Source organism: Kitasatospora sp. NPDC048239, assembly GCF_043202015.1.
GTDB lineage: Bacteria > Actinomycetota > Actinomycetes > Streptomycetales > Streptomycetaceae > Kitasatospora.
Genome location: NZ_JBICZP010000006.1, coordinates 368,139 through 391,528, shown reverse-complemented (window position 1 = coordinate 391,528; position 23,390 = coordinate 368,139). Strand labels below are relative to the sequence as shown.

3 protein-coding genes are annotated in these 23,390 nt (G+C 76.0%); all 3 read right to left on the bottom strand.

Features of this window, described 5'->3' with window-relative positions; genetic code table 11:
- Window positions 1-15: 15 nt before the first annotated feature.
- The 3 genes from ACGFZP_RS19235 to ACGFZP_RS19225 all read right to left on the bottom strand — a co-directional run bounded on the left by ACGFZP_RS19235 (window position 16) and on the right by ACGFZP_RS19225 (window position 23,352).
- The gene (locus ACGFZP_RS19235; RefSeq protein ID WP_392934186.1) at window positions 16-9,744 is read right to left on the bottom strand and encodes an amino acid adenylation domain-containing protein; all 9,729 of its coding nucleotides are present in this window, start codon (window positions 9,742-9,744) and stop codon (window positions 16-18) included.
- Complete coding sequence (locus ACGFZP_RS19230) at window positions 9,741-22,226, bottom strand: amino acid adenylation domain-containing protein (RefSeq protein ID WP_392934184.1); 12,486 nt, start codon at window positions 22,224-22,226, stop codon at window positions 9,741-9,743. The genes ACGFZP_RS19235 and ACGFZP_RS19230 overlap by 4 nt, the downstream gene beginning before the upstream one ends.
- A 136-nt stretch (window positions 22,227-22,362) precedes the next feature.
- Window positions 22,363-23,352 (bottom strand): ABC transporter substrate-binding protein, encoded by a 990-nt coding sequence (locus ACGFZP_RS19225; protein WP_392934183.1) that lies wholly within the window; start codon window positions 23,350-23,352, stop codon window positions 22,363-22,365.
- Window positions 23,353-23,390: the final 38 nt, after the last annotated feature.

Here is a 23,390-nt window from a genome sequence, read left to right as displayed (position 1 = left end):
GAGGTGGTCGGGGGGTCAGCCGGAGCAGGCGGTGCCGTCGCTCGGCTCGGCCCCGAGGGCGGTGTGGACCAGGCGGTCCACCAGGAAGTCGGCGAGGGCCGCGACGGTCGGCCTGGCGAGCAGGTCGGCCAGGCAGATGTCGCCCTCGAACTCCGTGCGGAGCCGCTGGAGCAGCGACATCGCGAGCAGCGAGTGGCCGCCGAGGTCGAAGAAGTTCTCGTCGATGCCCAGCGAGGGCAGGCCCAGCACCCGGGCGAACGCCGTGTGTACCGCCTTCTCGCTCGGGTACCGGGGTTCGCGCTGCGATCCCGACGCTGTGTAGTCCTCGGCGCCGGGCTCCGGGAGGGCCTTGCGGTCGAGCTTGCCGTTCACGGTCAGCGGCAGGGCGTCGAGGACGACGAACGCCGAGGGGACCATGTACTCGGGCAGCCGGGACGCCAGCATACGCCGGATCTCGGAGGCCTCGATAAGGGTACCCTCACCTGACACCAGGTAGGCAGCCAGGCGCTTGACGCCGGGGGTGTCCTCACGGACCACCACGGCGGCCTGGGCGACGTCCTCGTGGGCGGCGATGGCGTCCTCGATCTCGCCGGGCTCAACCCGGTAGCCGCGGATCTTCACCTGGTCGTCGGCCCGGCCGAGGAAGTCCAGCAGGCCGTCCGCCCGCCAGCGCACCACGTCTCCCGTGCGGTACATCCGCGCACCCGGCGCGCCGAACGGGTCGGCGACGAACCGCTCCGCCGTCAGACCGGCACGGTTCAGATAGCCCCGCGCCAGACCCACCCCGGAGACGTACAGCTCACCGGGCACACCCACCGGCACCGGCCGCAGATGGCCGTCCAGGACGTGCGCGACGGTGTTCCAGATCGGCCGGCCCACCGTGGCGGTCGCCGAGTCCAGCGTGCCGCCGCCGAGCGTGTTGATCGTGTACTCGGTCGGCCCGTACAGGTTGTAGCCCATCACCCCCGGCGTGTCCCGCAGCTTCGACCACAGCGTCTCCGCCACCGCCTCACCGCCCAGCAGCACCAGCACCGGCCGGTGCCGACCCTCGTCCAACAGACCGCGGTCGACGAGGGCCTGGGCGTAGGAGGGCGTCACGTTGACGACGTCCACCGCGTGCTCGGCGCAGTAGGCCGCGAGGGCCTCCGCGTCGCGGCGCAGCGCCTCGTCCAGGACGTGCACCTCGTGTCCCTCGACCAGCCAGAGCAGCTCCTCCCACGACATGTCGAAGGAGAACGACACCGTGTGCGCGATCCGCAGCCGGCGCCCGCCGGCCGAGGCCACCACCGGGTCGAAGATCTCCTGCCGGTGGTTCAACTGCATGTTCGTCAGACCGCGGTACGGCGTCACCACGCCCTTCGGACGCCCGGTAGAGCCCGAGGTGAAGATCACGTACGCGGCCGCGTCCATGTCGACCGTGAGGCCGAGCGGGGTGGCGGGCAGCGCGGCGAGCTCGGCCTCGATCTGCGGGGAGTCCAGCAGCAGGCGCTCCACCCCGGGGGCGTCGGGCATCCGGTCCACCGCGGCGGAGCTGGTCACCAGGCAGACCGGGGCGGTGTCCTCGACCATGAACGCCAGGCGCTCCACCGGGTAGTCCAGCTCCAGCGGCAGGTACGCCGCACCCGCACGCAGCACCGCGAACAGGGCGGCCACCATCTCCAGCGAACGCGGCAGCCCCAACGCCACCACCCGCTCCGGACCGGCACCGCGCGCCGTGAACAACCGCGCCAACCGGTTCACCCGCGCATCCAGCTCCGCATACGTCCACGACGACGCACCGAATACCAGCGCCACCTCGTCCGGCACCGACACCGCACGCTCCGCCAACAGATCCGCCACCGACGCCGCCGGCAACTCCCGACCCGTCGCCGCCCACTCCCCCAACAACCCGCGCTCACCCGACGTCAACACGTCGAGGGCGCCGATGCGGCGGTGCGGGTCGGCGGCGACCTGCTCCAGGACGGCGAGCAGCCGCTCGACCAGGGCCTCGGCGGTGCCGCGCTCGTAGAGGTCGACGGCGTACTCGAAGGCGATGTCGATCTCCTCGGTGGAGGAGGTCTCCTCGAAGTTGAAGTCGAGTTCGAACTTCGCGGCGCCCAGCTCGAACGGCAGGATGCGGCTCTCCAGGCCGAGCAGTCGCCCGCCCTGGCCGTCGTTGTGCTGGTAGCCGAGCATCACCTGGAACAGCGGGTGGCGGCCGGGCACCCGCGGCGGGTTGACCGCCTCGACCAGCCGGTCGAAGGGCAGGTCCTGGTGGGCGAAGGCGGCCAGGTCGGTGTCCCGGGTACGGGTCAGCAGGTCCGCGAAGGTCGGGTCGCCGGACAGGTCGTTGCGCAGCACCAGGGTGTTGACGAAGAAGCCGACCAGGGCGTCCAGCCCGGCGTCGGAGCGGCCGGCCACCGGCGCGCCGAGGGGGATGTCGGTGCCGGCGCCGAGGCGGTGCAGCAGGGTCGCCACGGCGGCCTGGAGCACCATGAAGGTGGTGGTGCCGGTCGCCCGGGCGGCCTCCCGCAGGCCGCGGTAGACGGCCGGCGGCACCTGGGCGTGCACGGTGTCACCGCGGTACCCGGCCAGCGGGCGGCGCGGGTGGTCGGTCGGCAGCGGCAGCTCCTCGGGCAGGCCGGCCAGCGCCTCCCGCCAGTAGGCGACCTGACGCGCGTGCAGGCTCTGCGGGTCCTCGTCGGAGCCGAGCAGCTCCTGCTGCCACAGCGTGTAGTCGGCGTACTGGACCGGCAGCGGCGGCCAGGCCGGGGCCGTCCCGGCGGCGTACGCGGTGTACGCGGTCGTCAGGTCGTCAATGAAGGGCAGCATTGACCACTCGTCACCGGCGATGTGGTGGAAGAGCAGCACCAGCGCGTGGTCCTCGGGGCCGATCTCCAGCAGGGTGACGCGCAGCGGAGCCTCGGCCGAGAGGTCGAAGCCGTGGCGGACGGCCGCCTCGACGTCGGCGTCCAGGGTCCGCTCGCCGGAGCGGACCAGGTGGACGGCGTCCTCGGCCGCCGGGGCGGCCAGGACCTGCTGGTACACCGAGCCGTCGCGCTCGGTGAAGACGGTGCGCAGGCTCTCGTGGCGGTCGGTCACCGCGCGGACGGCGGCGCGCAGGGCGTCGGTGTCGAGCGCGCCGGTGACCCGGACGACCAGCGGCACGTTGTACGTCGCCCCGGAGTCGTCGAGGTTCTGCAGGAACCACATCCGGCGCTGGGCGTGCGAGAGCGGCAGGTCCTGCGGCCGCTCGCGGCGGCCGAGCACGGGGCGCCGCTCGCCCTCGCCGCCGGCCCGGTGGGCGAGACCGGCCGGGGTGGGCGCCTCGAAGAGGTCGCGGACGGTCAGCCGGCCGCCCAGCAGGGTGCGGATCCGGGAGACCAGGCGGGTGGCGAGCAGCGAGTGGCCGCCGAGGTCGAAGAAGTGGTCCTCGGGGCCGACCCCGGTCAGGCCGAGCACCTCGCCGAAGGCGCCGCAGAGGATCTCCTCGCGGGCGTCGCGCGGGGCGCGGCCGGTGGCGGTGGTGTCGGGGGCGGGCAGGGCCTTGCGGTCGAGCTTGCCGTTCACGGTCAGCGGCAGGGCGTCGAGGACGACGAACGCCGAGGGGACCATGTACTCGGGCAGCCGCGCGGCCAGCGCGTTGCGGATCGCGGCGACGTCCACGCCGGGGCCGGCGGGGACGAGGTAGGCGGCCAGGCGCTTGACGCCCGGGGCGTCCTCGCGGACGACGACGGCGGCCTGGGCCACACTCGCGTCCTCGGTGACGGCGTCCTCGATCTCGCCGGGCTCGACCCGGTAGCCGCGGATCTTCACCTGGTCGTCGGCCCGGCCGAGGAAGTCCAGCAGGCCGTCCGCCCGCCAGCGCACCACGTCTCCCGTGCGGTACATCCGCGCACCCGGCGCGCCGAACGGGTCGGCGACGAACCGCTCCGCCGTCAGACCGGCACGGTTCAGATAGCCCCGCGCCAGACCCACCCCGGAGACGTACAGCTCACCGGGCACACCCACCGGCACCGGCCGCAGATGGCCGTCCAGGACGTGCGCGACGGTGTTCCAGATCGGCCGGCCCACCGTGGCGGTCGCCGAGTCCAGCGTGCCGCCGCCGAGCGTGTTGATCGTGTACTCGGTCGGCCCGTACAGGTTGTAGCCCATCACCCCCGGCGTGTCCCGCAGCTTGGACCAGAGGGTCTCGGCGACGGCCTCGCCGCCGAGCAGGACCAGCACCGGACGGTGCCGCCCCTCGTCCAGCAGGCCGCACTCCACCAGGGCCTGCGCGTAGGACGGGGTGACGTTGATGACGTCGACGGCCTGCTCGGCGCAGTAGTCGACCAGGCGCTGGGTGTCGCGGCGCAGCGCCTCGTCGAGGACGTGCACCTCGTGGCCCTCGACCAGCCAGAGCAGCTCCTCCCACGACATGTCGAAGGAGAACGACACGGTGTGGGCGATCCGCAGCCGGCGCCCGCCGGCCGAGGCCACCACCGGGTCGAAGATCTCCTGCCGGTGGTTCAGCTGCATGTTGGTCAGACCGCGGTACGGCGTCACCACGCCCTTCGGACGCCCGGTGGACCCCGAGGTGAAGATCACGTACGCGGCCGCGTCCGGGTCGTAGGGGGTCCGGTACGGCTCGCCGGAGAGGCCGGCCAGTTCGGCCCGGACGGACTCGTCGTCGAGGAGGACGGTGTTGTCGTGGGCCGGCATCAGGGCGGCCGCGGTGGAGTCGGTGATCAGGCAGGCCGGAGCGGTGTCCTCGACCATGAACGCCAGGCGCTCCACCGGGTAGTCCAGCTCCAGCGGCAGGTACGCCGCACCCGCACGCAGCACCGCGAACAGGGCGGCCACCATCTCCAGCGAACGCGGCAGCCCCAACGCCACCACCCGCTCCGGACCGGCACCGCGCGCCGTGAACAACCGCGCCAACCGGTTCACCCGCGCATCCAGCTCCGCATACGTCCACGACGACGCACCGAACACCAGCGCCACCTCGTCCGGCACCGACACCGCACGCTCCGCCAACAGATCCGCCACCGACGCCGCCGGCAACTCCCGACCCGTCGCCGCCCACTCCCCCAACAACCCGCGCTCACCCGACGTCAACACGTCCAGCGCGCGCACCGGGCGGTCGGGGTGGTCGACGAGCTGTCCGAGCAGGGCGACCAGGCGCTCGGCGTGCGCCTCGACGACGGCGCGCTCGAAGACGTCCGGGCGGAACTTCCACTCGAAGGAGAGCGCCTCACCCGGGTTGGTGATGAAGATCAGCGGGAAGTGCGTGGCGTCGACGTCGACGACGTCCTGGACGCCCAGGCTCTCCCGGATGCGGTCGCGCACGCCCTGGTCGGCGGGCGTGTTGCGGAGCACCTGGAGGGTGTCGAACAGCCGGCCGAAGCCGGTACCGCGCTGGATCTCGCCGAGGCCGACCTGGTGGTGCGCCAGCAGGGCGGTCTGCTCCTCCTGCAGCCGGGTGAGGAAGGCGGTGACGCTCTCGGCGCCGTCCAGCCTCGCCCGGACCGGCACGGTGTTGAGGAACATGCCGATGGTGGCGTCGATCCCGGCCAGCTCGGCCGGGCGCCCGGAGACGGTCGCGCCGAACACCACGTCCTCGCGGGCCGTCAGGCCGGACAGCAGCAGGCCCCAGGCGCCGGAGAGCACGGTGTTGAGGGTCAGGCCGCGCTCGCGGGCGAAGGCCGCGATCCGGGCGGTCAGGTCGGCGGAGATCTCCGCGGTGACCTCCTGCGGCAGCAGCGCGGCCCGCTCGCGGGCCTGCGGCGCCAGCAGGGTCGGCTCGGCCAGGCCGGCCAGCGCCTCGCGCCAGGCCGTGCGGCCCTGCTCGGCGTCCTGGGCCGCCAGCCAGCGCAGGAAGTCCCGGTAGGGCAGGCCGGGTTCGGGCGCCTCCTGGCCGGCGCAGCCGGTCAGCAGCTCCTGCAGGAACAGCCCGGCCGACCAGCCGTCCCACAGCAGGGCGTGGTTGGTGATCAGGATCCGCTGCCCGCCGTCCGGGGCGAGCACCGACACCAGGCGCAGCAGCGGCGGGGCGGCCAGGTCGAAGCGGGTGGCGGCCTCGCGCTCCGTCAGCCGGCGCAGCTCGGCCTCGAACCCGGCCGGGGTGAGCGCGGACAGGTCGGTCTCGGTGAGCGGCACGTCGACGGCGCGCGGTACGAACTGCAGCGGGCGCCCGGGGCCGTCCTGCAGGAACCCGGCCCGCAGGTTGGGGTGGCGCTCCAGCACGGCGGCGACCGCGGAGCGCAGCACCTCCAGCGGCACCCGGCGGGTCAGCGTGACGAGGTCGCGGGAGGTGTAGACGTCCAGCGCCTGGTCGTCGTAGCCGGCCTCGAAGAGCAGGCCCTCCTGGAGCGGGGAGACCGGCCAGAGGTCCTCGATCTCCAGCTTGGGTGCGGCGGCGCGGACGGCGGCCAGCTCGGCCTCGGTCGCGGCGGGCAGTTCGGGCAGCTCGGGGGCCTGGGCGGCGGCGCCGCGCGCGTCGGCCAGGGCGGCCAGCGCGGCCGGGGTGCGGCCCTCGAAGACGTCGCGCGGGCTGAGCGCGAGGCCCTCGGCGCGGGCCGCGCCGATCAGGCGGATGGAGGAGATGCTGTCGCCGCCGAGGCGGAAGAAGTCGTCCTCGGCGCCCGTCCCGGGCAGGCCCAGGACCTCGGCGTACAGCTCGCAGAGCAGCTGCTCGGTCTCGGTCTCGGCGGCCCGGCCGGCCGGCGCCCCGGTGTAGTCGAGGGCGTCGTCCGCGGGCAGCGCGGCGCGGTCGAGCTTGCCGTTGACGGTCAGCGGCAGCGCGTCCAGCACGGCGAACGCCGAGGGGACCATGTACTCGGGCAGCCGGGCCGCGACCGCCTCGTACAGGGCGGCGGTGTCCAGGGCGGCACCGGCGGCGGGGACGACGTAGGCGACCACCCGGTCGACCGCGCCGGAGCGCACCAGCACCGCGCTGTGCGCCACTCCGGGCTGCTCGGCGAGCACCGCCTCGATCTCGCCGAGTTCGATCCGGTAGCCGCGGATCTTGATCTGGTCGTCGACCCGGCCCAGGTAGTCGATGGTGCCGTCGGGGCGGCGGCGCACCAGGTCCCCGGTGCGGTACATCCGGGTGCCGGCCGCGCCGTGCGGGTCGGCGACGAAGCGCTCGGCGGTCAGGCCCGGGCGGTCCAGGTAGCCCCGGGCCAGCTGGACGCCGGCCAGGTACAGCTCGCCGGGCGAGCCGGCCGGGACGTGCCGAAGCAGCGCGTCGAGGACGTAGGCGCGGGCGCCTGCCAGCGGGCGCCCGACGCTCGGGGTCTCGCTGTCGGCGAGGTCGGCGAGCAGCGCGTCGACGGTGAACTCGGTCGGGCCGTAGTAGTTGAGGACGGTGACGCCGGGCTCGGCCCGCAGCCTGGTCCAGAGCGGTTCGGGGAGCGCCTCGCCGCCGAGCAGCAGGACGGGCGGGCGGTGCGCGCCGGCCAGCAGGCCGGAGTCCAGCAGCTGCTGGGCGTAGCTGGGGGTGACGTCCAGGGCGTGCACCCGCTGCTCGCGGGTGTAGGCGACGACGGCCTCGGCGTCGCGCCGGTCCTCCTCGCCGAGGATGTGCAGCTCGTGTCCGCCGATCAGCCAGATCAGCTGCTCCCACGAGGAGTCGAAGGAGAAGGAGGCGGTGTGCAGGGCCCGCAGCCGGCGCAGGCCGGCGGCGTCGAGGGCGTCGGCGAAGGGGCCGGAGAGGTGGTCGTGGGCCAGGTTGGCGAGGCCCTCGTGCGGGATGACGACGCCCTTGGGGCGGCCGGTCGACCCGGAGGTGTGGATGATGTACGCGGCCTGTCCGGGGAGGACGGGGCCGCCGCGCTCGCTGTCGGTGAGCGGGCCGTCCGGGAGGGCCGCGAGGGCGGCCCGGGTGTCCTCGGTGTCGAGCAGCAGGACGGTGGTGCCGGGCTGCCGCGGGAGCCGCGCGGCGACCGCCGAGGTGGTCAGCAGCACGGCCGGGCGGGCGTCGTCGAGCAACAGGGCGAGCCGCTCGTCGGGGTGGTCGAGGTCCAGCGGCAGGTAGGCGGCGCCGGCCCGCAGCACGGCGAGGACCGCGGTGACGGTGTCGGTGGAGCGGGGCAGCGCGATGGCCGCGGTGCCGTCCGCGCCGAGGCCGCGGCGGAGCAGCAGCCGGGCCAGCCGGTCGGCGGCGGTGTCGAGTTCGGCGAAGGTCTCGGCGGTGGCGGTGCCGGTCAGCGACGGGCCGACCAGCGCGCGGGCGGCGGGCGTGCGGCGGGCCTGGGCGGCGAACAGGTCGGCGACGGTGCCGGCCGGCACCTGGTGGGCCGGGCCGGCCACGGTGGCGGGCAGGGCCGCGCGCTCGGCCGGGTCGAGCAGGTCGAGCCGGGCCAGCGGGGTGTCCGGGCCGTCGGCGAAGGCGGCCAGCAGGGCGAGGAAGCGGTCGGCGATCCGCTCGGCCTGGGCCGCGGTGAAGAGGTCCGGCCGGTACTCCAGCTCGACCCGCAGCTCGGCGCCGGGCAGCACGGTGAGGCCGAGCGGGAAGTGGGTGGCGTCGCGGGCGCCGAGCGCGGTGACGGTGAGGCCGGCGGTGTCGCCGAGGGCCTCGCGCAGGGCGTCGCCGCCGCCCTGGTAGTTCTCCACCACGAGCAGGGTGTCGAACAGGCTGCCGTCGACGGCGCTGCGGCGCTGGATCGCGCCGAGGCCGAGGTGCTGGTGGGCCATCAGCTCGGCCTGCTCGCGCTGCACCTGGGCGGCGGCGCCGGCCAGGGTGGCGCCGGGGGCGAGCCGGACCCGGACCGGCACGGTGTTGATGAACAGGCCGACCATGGCTTCGGCGCCCGGCAGGTCGTCGGGGCGGCCGGAGACGGTGGTGCCGAACACCACGTCGGTGGTGCCGGTGAGGGAGCCGACCAGGACGCCCCACAGGGTGTGGGCGAGGTTGCCGAGGGTCAGGCCGCGGCCCCGGGCGGCGGCCGCGACGCGCTCGGACAGCACCGGGTCGGCGTACCGGGTGACCAGGCCCGGCTCGACGGCGGCCGCGGTGCCGGCGCCGGGCGCCACCGGGTGGGCCTGCTCGAAGCCCGCCAGGGCGGTGCTCCAGGCGGCCTCGGCGGCGGCGGTGTCCCGGGTGGCCAGCAGCGCGAGGTGGTCCTTGTAGGGGCGGGCGGCGGCGAGCACCGAGGGGTCGCCGGCCGAGCCGTACAGGGCCATCAGCTCGCGGAACACGATCGGCATCGACCAGCCGTCGAGCAGCAGGTGGTGGCAGGTCAGGACGAGCCGGGAGCGCTCGGCGTCCAGCCGCAGCAGGGCCAGCCGCAGCAGCGGCGGGGTGTCCAGGTCGAAGCGGCGGTGCCAGTCCTCGTCCATGGCCGCGCGGACGGCGGCGTCCTGGGCGTCCCCGTCGAGCGCGGTCAGGTCGACCTCGCGCAGCGGGGTGTCCACGGTGCGCTGGACGAACTGGACGACGGCCTCCGGGTCCTCGTACCAGAAGCCGGCCCGCAGGTTGGCGTGGCGGGTCAGCAGGGCGTCCAGGGCGGCGGCGAGGCGGGGCGTGGCGAGCGGGCCCGCCAGGTCCAGGTGGGACTGGACCACGTAGACGTCGCGGGCCCCGTCGTCGTACAGGGCGTGGAAGAGCAGGCCCTCCTGGAGTGAGGACAGCGGGTAGACGTCCTCCAGGTCCGATGCGGCCGCGCCCTCGGCCTGGGGGTCGTCGATCGGTGCGGTGGAGTCGTTCATCACGGTCTTCTCGGTCCTGGGGGTGGTCGGGGCGTGGTGGTCGGTCGGGTCCGGACGGACGGGCTCGGTGCTCATCGGCGCCGCCGCCCGCGCAGCCGGGACTCCAGCCGGTCGATCTGGGCCTGCTTGAGCGAGACGAGGCTGAGGTCGGAGGGGGTGACCCCGCCGGCCCCGCCGCCGGCGGTGTGCCGGGCGAGGGCGTCCAGGGCGGCGAACCAGGCGTCGGCGAGCGCGGTGACCTCGGCGTCCGTGAGCAGGGCCTGCGGGCGGCTCCACTCGACGGCCAGCTCGGGCCGTCCGTCGGCGCCGGGGCGGACCACCGCGTCGATCTCCAGCGGGTAGCCGGCGGCCATCCGCGGGTCGGGGCCGGCGCCGGCCGCGACGGCGTCCCGCTCGGGCTGCGGGGCGAGCGGCCAGCCGCCCGGCGCTCCGGTGGCGCCGTCGGCGCGTCCCCGGTAGTTGAACAGCACCTGCGAGCGCGGCGCGGCGGCCAGCAGCGGCGCGGTCTGCGGGTTGAGGTGGCGCAGCAGGCCGAAGCCGAGTCCCTTGTCGGGGGCGGCCCGCAGCTGCTCCTTGACCTGCTTGAGCACCTGGCCGGCGGCCGGGCCGCCGGTGAGCGCGGCGGCCGGGTCGATCCCGGCGAGGTCCAGCCGGACGGGGTGGACGGTGGTGAACCAGCCGACGGTGCCGGCGAGGTCGGGGGCGAGCCCGTCGTGGCCGCCGCGGCCGTGCCCCTCCAGGTCGACCTGGAGGGCTGGGGCGGCGCCCGGGCGGGCGGTGGCCACGGCGAGCACCAGGGCGGCGAGCAGCACGTCGTCGACCCCGGCGCCGAAGGCCTTGGGCACCTCGGTGAGCAGCGGGGCGGTGCGGTCGGCGGGCAGGGTGCGGCGCAGGGTGCGCACGGTGGCGACGGTGTCGCGGTCGGGGTCGGCGCTCAGCGCGGCGAGCGGTCCGGGCGGCCCGGCGAGCGCGGTGCGCCAGTGGGCGGCCTCGGCGACCCGGGCGCGTTCCTGGGCGTGCGCCAGCAGGTGCTCGGACCAGGCGCGCAGCCCGTACGCCTCGGGTTCGAGGGCGGGCCTGCGGCCTGCGGCGAGGGCCTGGTAGGCGGCGGCGAGCCCGGGCAGCAGGGTGCGCCAGGAGACGCCGTCCACCGCCAGGTGGTGGACGGTCAGCAGCAGGCGGCCGTCCCGGGTGTCGCCCGCGTCGAACCAGGCGGCGCGCAGCACCCGGCCGGCGGCGGGGTCGAGCGCGGCGGCGCTCGCGTCGGCCTCCCGGGTCAGCAGCGCGGTGAGGTCGCCCTCGCGGGCGTCGACGCGGCGCAGGGTGTCCGGCTCGGTGGTGGCGGGTGCCTGGCCGGTCGGCAGGATCTCCTGGGTCCAGAGGCCGTCGGTCCGGTCGAGGCGCAGCCGCAGCGCCGGGTGGTGGGCGGCCAGCGCGGCCAGGGCGGCGCGCAGCGGCTCCTCCCGCAGACCGGCGGGGACGCTGACCAGCACCGACTGGTTGAAGCGGTCGACGGGGCCGCCGCGCTCGCGCAGCCAGTGCACCACCGGCAGGGCGGGCAGTTCGCCGTCGGCGGGGGCCTGCGGTGCGGCCGGGGCCCGGTCGGCCGGGCGGGCCGTCGGCAGGCCCTTGGCCTCGGCCAGGGCGGCCGGGGTGGGGTACTGGAAGACGTCCTTGGCGGCGAGCTCGTAGCCGGCCTTGCGGGCCCGGCTGATCAGCTGGATCGAGACGATGCTGTCCCCGCCGAGGGCGAAGAAGTTCTCGTCCTCGCCGACCTCGGCCAGGCCGAGCACCTCGGCGAAGACCCGCGCCAGGGCGGCGGCCGGGGACGGTCCGGCGGCCGCGGGGGCGGCCTGCCCGGTGCGGCGGCCGGGGGCGGGCAGGGCCTTGCGGTCGAGCTTGCCGTTGACGCTCAGCGGCAGCGCGTCCAGGACGGTGACGACCGCGGGGACCATGTGCTCGGGCAGCACGGCGGCGACGGCCGCGCGGACGGCCTCGCCGCCCACGCCCGCCCCGGCCTGCGGGACGACGTAGCCGAGCAGTTGGCGCGCACCGCCCTCGGTGACGGCGCGGGCGGTGACGGCGGCCTGGCCGACGCCGGGGACGGCGGCGAGGGCGGACTCGACCTCGCCGAGCTCGATCCGGAAGCCGCGGACCTTGACCTGGTCGTCGGTGCGGCCGAGGTACTCGACCTCGCCGTCGATCCGGCGGCGTACGAGGTCACCGGTGCGGTACATCCTCCCTCCTTGCCCGCCATCGGGCAGGAGGGGCCCAGTCGGCGCGAACGGGTCGGCGACGAAGCGGCTCGCGGTCAGGCCGGGGCGGCCGAGGTAGCCGCGGGCCAGCTGGACCCCGGCGAGGTACAGCTCGCCGGGGACGCCCACCGGGACGGGCCGCAGCCGGGCGTCCAGCACGTGCAGGCGGGTGTTCCAGACCGGGCGGCCGATCGGGACGACGCCGGAGCCGGCCCAGGCGCGGTGGTAGGTGACGTCGACGGCGGCCTCGGTGGGGCCGTACAGGTTGTGCAGCCCGATCTGCGGCCACAGGGCGAGGAAGCGGTCGACCGCGGCGGCGGGCAGCGCCTCGCCGGAGCAGAAGACCCGGGACACGCCCGCGAAGCCCTGCCGGACGCTCGCGTCCTGCTCGGCGGCGCCGGTGAAGGCGGTGAGCATGGACGGCACGAAGTGGCAGGCGGTGACGGACTCGCGCGCGGCGAGGGCGGCCAGGTACTCCGGCTCGCGGTGGCCGCCGGGGCGGGCCAGCACCACCCGGGCGCCGCTGACCAGCGGCAGGAAGAACTCCCAGACGGACACGTCGAAGCTGGCCGGGGTCTTCTGCAGGACGCGGTCCTCGGCGGTGATGCCGTAGACCTCGCGCATCCAGTCGAGCCGGTTGACGATCGCCCGGTGGGTGACCACGACGCCCTTGGGGCGGCCGGTGGAGCCGGAGGTGAAGATGACGTAGGCGGCGTGGTCGGCGTCCGGGGCGGCGGGCGGCACGGGCGCCGCCGCCCGGGCGTCGACGGTGAGCACCGGCACGCCCGGCACGGCGGGCAGGCCGGCCTCCAGGCCGGGGACGGTGAGCACGCACACCGGGGCGGCGTCCTCGACCATGCCGGTGAGGCGCTCGACGGGGTACTCGGTGTCCAGCGGCAGGTAGGCCGCGCCGGCCTTGAGGACGGCGAGCAGGGCGACCATCAGCTCGACGGAGCGGGGGACGGCGACGGCGACGATCCGGTCGGGGCCGGCGCCGGCGGCGGTCAGCGCCCCGGCGAGCCGGGCGGCCCGCTCGTCCAGCTCGCGGTAGGTCAGTTCGGCGCCCTCGAAGACGACCGCGACGGCGTCGGGGGTGGCGGCGGTGCGCTCGGCGATCCGGCTGACCAGGGTGCCCTCGCGGACCGCGATGGCGGTGGCGTTCCACTCCCCCGCGAGGCCGCGGCGCTCCTGGGCGGCGGTCGGCTCGATCCGGCTCACCGGCCGCTCGGGGGCGGCGAAGGCCTGCTCCATCACCCGCATCAGGCGGGCGCCGAACAGCCGGGCGGTGGCGCGGTCGAACAGGTCCTCGGCGTGGATGACGGTCAGGTCGGTGCGGCTGCCGTCCGCGGCCTCCACGAAGGTGAAGGCGAGGTCGAAGCGGGCCGCGTGGACGGGGTCGGGCAGCAGCGCGGTGGCGGCGCCGAGCAGGTGGTCCAGGCCGTCGGCCTCCCGGCGGTGCTGGACCATCACCTGGAACAGCGGGTGGCGGCCGAGCGAGCGCTCGGGGTTGACGATCTCCACCAGCCGGTCGAACGGCAGGTCCTGGTGGGCGAGCGCGCCGAGCACGCTCTCCCGGGAGCGGGCGACCAGCTCGTCGAAGTCCGGGTCGCCGGCCAGGTCGTGGCGCAGCACCAGGGTGTTGACGAAGAAGCCGACGACGGACTCCAGCACCTCGTCGGTGCGGCCCGCGACGGGCGTGCCGAGCACGACGTCGGTGGTGCCGGCCAGCTTGCCGAGCAGCAGCGCGGCGGCGGCCTGGGTGACCATGAACGGGGTCGCCCCGGTGCGCTGGGCGTAGCCGCGCAGGGCGGTGTGCAGCTCGTCGGGCAGCCGCAGCCGGACGGCGCCGCCGCGGCCGCTCGCCTCGGCCGGGCGGGCCCGGTCGGTGGGCAGCGCCAGCTCGGCGGGCAGGCCCGCCAGCCGCTCGGTCCAGTAGCGGCTCTGGTCGGCCGCCGGTCCCTGCTCGGCGGCCAGCAGCTCGCCCTGCCACAGCGCGTGGTCGGCGTACTGCAGCGGCAGCGGCGCGAACCGCGGGGCCGTCCCGGCCCGGCGGGCGGCGTAGGCGAGGTCGAGGTCGCGCAGCAGCACGCCCTCGGACCACTCGTCACCGGCGATGTGGTGCAGGGCGATGCTGAGCACGTGCCGGGTGGGCCCGGCGGTCAGCAGGGTCGCCCGGACGGGGATCTCGGTGGCCAGGTCGAAGGCGTGGGCGCCGGCCGCGGCGACCTCGGTGTCCAGGCGGTGCCCGGAGGCCTCGGCCGTGCTGAACGGCACCCCGGCGCTCTGCGGGTCGAGGATCCGCTGGTAGGGCCGGCCCTCGTGGTCGGGGAAGACCGTGCGCAGCGCCTCGTGGCGGGCCAGCACGTCGGCGAAGGCGGCGCGCAGCGCGTCCGCGTCCAGCTCGCCGTCGATCCGCAGCGCGCACGGGATGGTGTACGCGGTGCTCGGGCCCTGGAGGCGGTAGAGGAACCAGAGCCGGGCCTGGGCGGCGGACAGCGGGATCCGCTCGGGGCGCGGGCGGGCGGCGGGGGCGGTGCGCCCGGTCGCCGCGCCGTCGAGGCGGGCGGCGAAGGCCGCGGGGGTGCGGCTCTCGAACAGGTCGCGGACGGCGACCTCGCTGCCGAGGGCGGCGCGCAGCCGGCCGATCACCCGGGTGGCGAGCAGCGAGTGCCCGCCGAGCTGGAAGAAGTCGTCGTCGATGCCGACCGCGGGCAGGCCGAGCACGTCGGCGTAGACGCCGCAGATCACGGCCTCGCCCTCGGTGCGCGGGGCCCGTCCGGCCGGGGCGGCGAAGGCCTCGGCGCCGGGCTCCGGCAGGGCTTGCCGGTCGAGCTTGCCGTTGACGTTCAGCGGCAGTGCGGGCAGCGGCACGATCGCGGCCGGGACCATGTACTCGGGCAGCGCCTCGGCGAGCGCGGTACGCAGGGCGGCGGGGTCGGCGACGGCGCCGGGGGCCGCGACGACGTAGCCGACCAGCCGCTTGGCGCCTGCGGCGGCCGGGCGGGCCAGCACGGCGGCCCGGGCGATGCCGGGCAGGGCGGCGAGGGCGGCCTCGACCTCGCCGGGCTCGACCCGGAAGCCGCGGATCTTCACCTGGTCGTCGTCGCGGCCCAGGTAGTCGAGGCTGCCGTCGGGGCGGTGGCGCACCAGGTCGCCGGTGCGGTACATCCGCCCGCCGGGGGCGCCGAACGGGTCGGCGGTGAAGCGGCTCGCGGTGAGTGCGGGCCGGTTGCCGTAGCCGCGGGCCAGGCCGGGGCCGGCGATGTACAGCTCGCCGGGCACGCCCGCCGGGACGGGCCGCAGCCGGGCGTCCAGCACGTAGACCCGGGTGTTGCCGATCGGGCGGCCGACGAACGGGGTGGGGCTGTCGTCGAGCGCGGCGCCGAGGGCGTCGACGGTGTACTCGGTGGGGCCGTAGAAGTTGTGGCCGAGCACGCCCTCGGTCTCCCGGATGCGGGTCCACAGGGCGTCGCCGACGGCCTCTCCGCCGACCAGGAAGAGCAGCGGGCGGTGCCGGTCGGAGTCCAGCAGGCCCCACTCGACGAGCTGCTGGCCGAAGGACGGGGTGACGTCCAGGGTGTCGACCCGGTCCGCGAGCAGCCGCTGGACGAGGGCCTGCGGGTCGCGGCGCAGGTCCTCGCCGTAGACGTGCAGCTCGTGGCCCTGGATCAGCCAGAGCAGCTGCTCCCAGGAGGAGTCGAAGGAGAACGAGGCGGTGTGCGCGGCGCGCAGCCGGCGCCCGTCGGCCAGGGCGGCGGCCCGGGCGAAGACGGTGTTGCCGTGGTGCTCCAGCATGTTGGCCAGGCCGCGGTGCGGCACCTGCACGCCCTTGGGGCGGCCGGTGGAGCCGGAGGTGTGGATGACGTACGCCAGGTCGTCGGCGTGCGGGCGGACGGGGTCGGCGCTCAGCGTGCCGAGTTCGGTGAGGGTGACGACGCCCTTGCCGTGGGCGGCCAGCACCGGGTGGCGGCCGGCGACCTCGGCGGTGCTGAGGGTGAGCAGCGGGTCGGCGTCCGCCAGCATCAGCGCGATCCGCTCGTCCGGGTGGTCGAGGTCGATCGGCAGGTAGGCGGCGCCGGAGGCGAGGACGCCGAGCAGGGCGGCGACCAGGTCGGCCGAGCGCGGCAGGGCCAGTGCGACGACCCGGCCCGGTCCGGCGCCGAGCGCGGCGAGGTGGCGGGCCGTGCGGTCGACCCGGGCGGCGAGCTCGGCGTAGTCGAGCCGCTCGGCGCCGAAGACGACGGCGGTCTCCTCGGGCATGGTGGCCGCGCGGGCGGCGAAGGCGTCGACGACGGTGCCCTCGGGGACGGGGCGCGCGGTGGCGTTCCAGTCCTCCAGGACGGTGCGGCGCTCGGCCGGGGAGAGGACCTCCAGCGCGCCGACGGCGGTGTCCGGCGCGGTGGCGATGGCGGTGAGCAGCCGCAGCAGGCGCTCGCCGACGGCGCCGGCCTGCTCGGCGGTGAACACGTCGGGGCGGTACTCGACGGTCAGCTGCGGGGCCTCGCCGGGCAGGGTGAGGACGGTGAGCGGGTAGTGGGTGGCGCCTCGGTTGCCGATGCCGGCGACCCGCAGGCCGCGGGCGGTGAGGTGGTCGGGGTCGACCGGGTAGTTCTCGAAGACCAGCAGGGTGTCGAACAGGGTGCCGTGGCCGGCCGCCGCCTGGATGTCGGCGAGGCCGAGGTACTGGTGGTCGAGCAGGGCGGACTGCTGGGCCTGGAGGCGGACCAGCATCCGGGCGACCGGCTCGTCCTCGTCCGGTTCGAAGCGCACCGGGACGGTGTTGCTGAACAGGCCGACCATCGACTCCACGCCGGGCAGGTCGCCGGGGCGGCCGGAGACGGTGGCGCCGAAGACCACGTCGGTGCGGCCGGTGAGCCGGCCGAGGAGGACCGCCCAGGCGCCCTGGACGAGGGTGTTGAGGGTCAGGCCGTGCTCGCGGGCGGTCGCGGTGAGGGCGGCGGACAGCTCGGCGGGGATCGGCAGTTCGATCTCCCGTCCGGCGGCGGCCGGGCCGGCGGCGGGGGTGCCGAGGCCGTCGGCGAGCAGGGTCGGCGCGGCGAGGCCCGCCAGGGCCTGCCGCCAGGCGGCGGTGTCGGCCCCGGTGTCGCGGGCGGCCAGCCAGCCGAGGTGGTCGGCGTAGGGGGCGGTGGCGGGCAGCGCGGCGGGGTCGCCCCCGGCCCCGTACGCGGTGATCAGCTCGCGCAGCAGGACGGGCGTGGACCAGCCGTCCATGACGATGTGGTGGCGGGTCAGGACCAGCCGGTGGTGGTCGGGGCCGAGGGCGACCAGGGCGCAGCGCACCAGCGGCGGGCGGGCCAGGTCGAAGCGGCGGGAGGCCTCGGCGTCCTCGATCCGGGCGGTCTCGGCGGGCTGCCGGTCGGCGGGCAGCGCGGTGAGGTCGTGCTCGGTCCACGGCACCCGGACGCGGCCGGCGACCAGCTGGAGCGGCTCCGGCAGGCCGTCGCCGAGGAAGCCCGAGCGCAGCGCGGTGTGCCGGTTGACGACCGCGTCGACGGCGCGGACGAGCGCGGCGCGGTCGAGCGGGCCGCGCAGGTCGAGGGAGGTGAGCGAGGTGTAGAGCTCGTCGGCGCCCTGGTCGTCCTGGAGCAGGGTGTGGAAGAGCAGGCCCTCCTGGAGCGGGGAGAGCGGCAGGACGTCCTCGGTGTCCGGGTGCTCCTCGGCCAGATGGTCCAGGACGGCCTGGGTGACCGGGGCGAGCGGCACGTCGGAGGGGGTCAGGCCGCCCGCGTCGGGGCGGTCGGCGTAGCGGGTGAGCGCGTCGAGGTGGGCGAACCAGCCGTCGGCGATCTCCCGGACGGCGTCCTCGCCGAACACGCCCTGCGGCCAGGAGAGCTGGACGGTCAGCTCGGGGCCTGCCGGGCCGTCGTGGACGAAGGCGCCGATCTCCAGCGCGTGGACGCAGGGCAGGCCGGGGTCGGTGGAGGCGGTGATGGCGTCCCCGGCCTCCGGGGCGACGGCCCACTCCTCGCCGGTGGCGCCGAAGCGGCCCAGGTAGTTGAAGAGCAGCTGGGGCTCGGGCAGGTCGGCGAGGGCGGCGGCGGAGGTTTCGTCGAGCCGGCGCAGCAGGCCGTAGCCGGCGCCCGCGTTGGGCAGGGCGCGCAGCTGCTCCTTGACCAGCGCGAGGGCGCGGCCGGCCGCGGGCCCGCCGGCCAGCGCGGCCTCGGGGTCGACGCCGGTGAGGTCGAGGCGGGCGGGGAACTCGCTGGTGAGCCAGCCGACCGTGCGGGAGGTGTCGGCGCCGGGGACGAGCTGGTCCTCGCGGCCGTGGCCCTCCAGGCGCAGCAGCAGGTCGGGGCGGGCGTCGGCGCCGAGGCGGGCGCGGCGGCGGGCGAGCAGGGCGAGGGCCAGACCGGTGAGCAGGACGTGGTCGACGCCGGCCCGGTGGGTGGCGGGGACGGCGCCGAGCAGCGGCGCGGTGCGCTCGGCGGGCAGGGTCAGCCGCAGGCGGCGGGTGCCGGCGGCGGTGTCCCGGCCGGCGTCCAGGGCCCGCTCGCCGAGCAGCGGTCCGCCGCCGTCGGCCAGGACGGCCTGCCACAGGGGCAGTTCGGCGCGGATCCGGTCCTCGGCGGCGGCCTCGGCGAGGCCGCGGGCCCAGGCGCGCAGCGGGGTGGTGACGGGCTCCAGGGCGCGGCCCTCGTAGGCGGCGCGCAGGTCGGGCAGCAGGATGCGCCAGGAGACGCCGTCGACGGCGAGGTGGTGGACGGCGAGGACGAGCAGGCCGGGGGTGTGGTCGCCGGCGTCGAGGTGGACGGCCTGGAGGACGACGCCCAGTTCGGGGTCGAGGCGGTCGGCGGCGGCCTCGCGCTCCAGGGCGGCGGCGGTGGCCAGCTCCTCGGCGGTGACGGTGATGTGGCGCAGCCGGTCGGCGGCGGGGGCGCTGCCGACGGGCCGGACCTCCTGGGTCCAGCGGCCGTCCTCGGCGACGTTCAGGCACAGCCGCAGCGCGTCGTGGTGGTCGGTCAGGGTGTCCAGGGCGGCGGCCAGGCGCTGCCGGTCGAGGCCGGCCGGGACGGTGACGACGGTGTGCTGGCCGAACCGGGCGACCGGGCCGCGGCGCTCGCGCAGCCACTCGCTGATCGGGGTGGTGGGCAGTGGGCCGGTGGCGTCGGCGGCGCGCAGGGCGGGGGCGCCGGCCGTGCGGGTGTCCTCGGCGACGGCGGCGATGCGGGCGACGGTGCGGCGCTCGAACACCACCCGCGGGGTGATCTGGAAGCCCGCCCGGCGGGCCCGGCTGCCGAGCTGGATGGCGGAGATGCTGTCCCCGCCGAGGGAGAAGAAGTTGTCGTCGACGCCGACCTGGTCGCCGGGCAGGGCGAGGACCTCGGCGACCAGCGCGGCGAGGATGCGCTCGGCGTCGGTGCGCGGGGCGCCGCCGCCTGCGCCGCGGCCGGCGGCGGGCGCGGGCAGGGCCTTGCGGTCGAGCTTGCCGTTGAGGCTCAGCGGCAGGGCGTCCAGGCCGATCAGGACGGCCGGGACCATGTGCTCGGGCAGGGTGCGGGCGAGCTCGGAGCGCAGCGCCTCGGGGTCGGCGGGGGCGGGCACCAGGTAGCCGACCAGCTGGCGGGCGCCGCCGGGGGTCAGCTCACGGGCCGTCACGGCGGCCTGGACGACGCCGGGCAGGGCCTCCAGGGCGGCCTCGATCTCGCCGAGCTCGATCCGGAAGCCGCGGACCTTGACCTGGTCGTCGGTGCGGCCGAGGTACTCCACGGTGCCGTCGGGTGCCCAGCGGACGAGGTCGCCCGTGCGGTACATCCGCTCGCCCGGGCCGCCGTGCGGGTCGGCGGTGAAGCGCTCCGCGGTCAGGCCGGGGCGGCCGAGGTAGCCGCGGGCCAGCTGGACCCCGGCGAGGTACAGCTCGCCGGGCACGCCGACCGGCGCGGGGCGCAGGGCGGCGTCCAGCACGTACAGCCGGGTGTTCCAGACCGGGCGGCCGATCGGGACGACGCCGGCGGCGGGCGCGGTGTGGTGGTGGGTGACGTCGACGGCGGCCTCGGTGGGGCCGTACAGGTTGTGCAGCGGCACCCCGGGGAGGGTGGCGTACCAGCGGTCGACGACGTCGCCGGGCAGGGCCTCGCCGGAGCAGAACGCGCGGCGCAGGCCGGCGCAGCGCTCGGCGACCGAGGGCTCCTCCAGGAAGGCGCGCAGCATGGAGGGGACGAAGTGCAGGGTGGTGACGTGCTGTCCGGCGATCAGCGCGGCGAGGTAGGCCGGGTCCTTGTGGCCCTCGGGGCGGGCGAGGACGACGGTGGCGCCCTCGCAGAGCGCCCAGAAGAACTCCCAGACGGACACGTCGAAGCTGGCCGGGGTCTTCTGCAGGACGCGGTCGTCGGCGCCGAGCCGGTAGGTGTGCTGCATCCAGGCGAGCCGGTTGACGATGGCCCGGTGGGTGACCACGACGCCCTTGGGGCGGCCGGTGGAGCCGGAGGTGTAGATCAGGTAGGCGGCGTGGTCGGGGCCGGGCGCGGGCAGCGCGGGGCCGTCCTGGGCGGGCGTCGCGGCGGCCGCGTCGTCGATCACCAGGGCGGTGGCGCGGGCGGCCTCGGGCAGCCGCTCCAGCAGCGCGCGGACGGTGACCACGCGGACCGGGGCCGCGTCCTCGACCATGTAGGCGAGCCGCTCGGCCGGGTAGTCGGCGTCCAGCGGCAGGTAGGCGGCGCCGGACTTCAGGACGCCGAGCAGGGCGACCATGAGCTCGGCGGAGCGGGGCACGGCGACGGCGACCACCCGGTCCGGGCCGGCGCCGGCGGCGCGCAGCGCCAGGGCGAGTTCGCCGGCGCGGGCGTCGAGCTCGGCGTAGGTCAGCTCGGCGCCCTCGGCGACGACCGCGACGGCGTCGGGGGTGGCGGCGGCTCGCTCGGCGATCCGGCTGACCAGGGTGCCCTCGCGGACCTCGCGGGCGGTGTCGTTCCAGCCGTGCAGGATGTCCTCGCGCTCGGCGTCGGCGAGCAGCGGCAGGCCGGCCAGCGGCTGTCCGGGCGCGGCGGCGAGGCGGGTCAGCAGGCCGGCGAACCGGTCGGCGTGGCGGGCGAGTTCGCCGGCGCCGTAGAGCGCGGGGTTGGCGTCGAACTCCAGCACCAGGCGGTCGTCGGGGGTCTTGAGGACGGACAGCGAGAAGTCCTCGACCGGTCCGGAGGCCAGGTTGACGGTGGTGCCGGGGCTGCCCGCGAAGTCGAGGTCGAGGTCGAAGGGCTTGATGTTCAGCATCGGCCCGTGGAAGCGGTCGTCGCTGCCGACCAGGCCGAGGTCGCGGCGGATCTCCTCGCCGCGGTGGAGCTGGTGGCGGCGCACCGCCTTGAGCTCCTGCGCGGAGCGGCGCATCAGGTCGGTGAAGGCGTCCTCGCCGCCGACGGGGAGCCGCACGGGGAGGATGTTGACGGCCATGCCGGGGACGCGCAGGGTGCCGGGGGCGGTGCGGGCCATGAAGTGCATGCCGAGGACGGCGTCCGCGGTGCCGGTCATCCGGTGCAGGTAGGCGGCGAGGGCGGCGTTCGCGGCCTCGGCCCAGGTGGCCTTGGCGGCGCGGGCCGCGGCGAGCACCGCGGCGCTCGGCCCGGCCGGGAGCTCGACGCGGTGGCGCAGGCCGGCCGGGGAGGCCGCGGCGGCCTGCTCGGTGAGGCTGACGACGGTCGGGCGGTCGGCGAAGCGCTCGCGCCAGTAGGCGCGGTCGGCCTCGGCCCGCTCGGAGGCGAGGTAGTCGCGCTCGGCCGCGGCGAGCAGGGCGGCGGGGCGGAACGGGCTCTCGGGGACGTCGGCCCCGGTGGCGAGCGCGGTGTAGACCTCGGCGACCCGGCGGCTGAACAGGGCGACGCTGTAGCCGTCGACGACCAGGTGGTGGAACCACTGGAACCACAGGTGGTCGGCGGGGCCGACGCGCACCAGCAGCGAGCCGGTGAGCGGGCCCGCGTCGGGGCCCTCCAGCACGGTCGGGACGGCCAGCTGCTCGTGGACCAGGGCGGCGGCCGCGGCGACCGGGTCGGTGGCGCCGCTGGTGTCGAGCCGGTGCAGCCGCCAGGACTCGGCGTCGAACGCGCCGGGCAGCAGGACGGTCCGGTCCTGCTCCCCGGTGAGCCGGATGTGCAGGCCGTCGGCCTCGGTGAGGGTGCGGCGCAGCGCGGCCTCCAGCAGGCCCTCGTCGAGGTCGCCGGCGATGCGCACGTACTGGCCGACGTTGTAGGCCGGGTTGTCGGGGTCGATCCGTTGCGCGGCGAGGATGCCCGCCTGCGCTGCCGTCGGCTCCTGCGGAGCGTCCTGCTCGGCGTGCTGCGTCGTCGTGCCAGCCATGGGTCGGCCCTTCCCGGGTTCACGGCCCCGCCGACCGTGCCAGCCCGGGGCGCTCGTGCGCTTGGTGCGATGTGGTGGTGTCCGTCCGGGCGGCCGCGGGGGGTGGGCGGCCGCCCGGACGGGCGGGGGACAGGGCCTAGAGGCCCTTGAGGACGGTCTCGATCTGGTCGAGGACGTTCAGCGAGGTGCCGTAGCGGTCGCTGGTGGCGTAGGTGACCGGGACGACCTTGCCGGCCTGGACGGCCTTGAGGTTCTTCCACGACGGCTGCTTGTCGAGGTCCTTGGTGTCCTGCGGGACCTCGCCGGTGGCGGCCGTCCTGGGCACCAGGATGATGTCGGCGTCCGCGAGGACGTCGAGCTTCTCGGTGGAGTAGGTGACCTCGTGCTCCGCCGGGTCGGTGGAGGCCTGGGAGAACTTGGCGCCCGCGTCGTTGAGGACCCGGCCGACCCAGGAGCTGCTGGTGTCGACCAGGAACTCGCCGCCGCCGTAGGAGGAGGCGATGGTCCACTTCACGGAGTTGAGCTTGGCCGCGTAGTCCGTCTTGATCTTCGCGGCCTTGGTGTCGTAGTCGGCCTTCAGCTTCTTGAACTCCGCCTCCCTGCCGACGGCGGTGGCGATCTTCTCCTGCGCGTTGAGCAGGTCGACCGGCTTGTCGACGCCGAAGTACAGCGTGGGGGCGATGCCCTCCAGCTTCTTGACGCCCCAGTCGAAGGCGGTGGCGCCCTCGACCACGATCAGGTCGGGCTTGAGCGACGCGACCTTCTCGATGTTGATCTCGATGCCGGAGCCGATCGGCTCGATCTTCTTCGCCGCCTCGGTCTGCGAGGGCAGCAGCTCCATCGGGTTGTTGTCGTCGATGGTGCTGGTGCCGACCGGCTGCACGCCGAGGTCCAGCAGCGCGCCGGTGGCGTAGGAGACGCTGACGATGCGCTTGACGCCGGCCGGGACGGTGATCTTGCCGTTGGTGGCCTCGACCACGACCGGGCCCGACGCGCCGCCCGAGCCGGCCGGCGCCGCGGCGTCCTTGCTGTCGCCGTTGGAGCCGCAGGCCGCGAGGGTGAGCGCGGCGGTGACGGCGGCGGCGCCGACTCTGACGCTGCGGGAGGTCAGGGCACGGGTGTTCATGGTTCTCCTTGAAGGTGATACGCGGTGCGCGGCGGGTT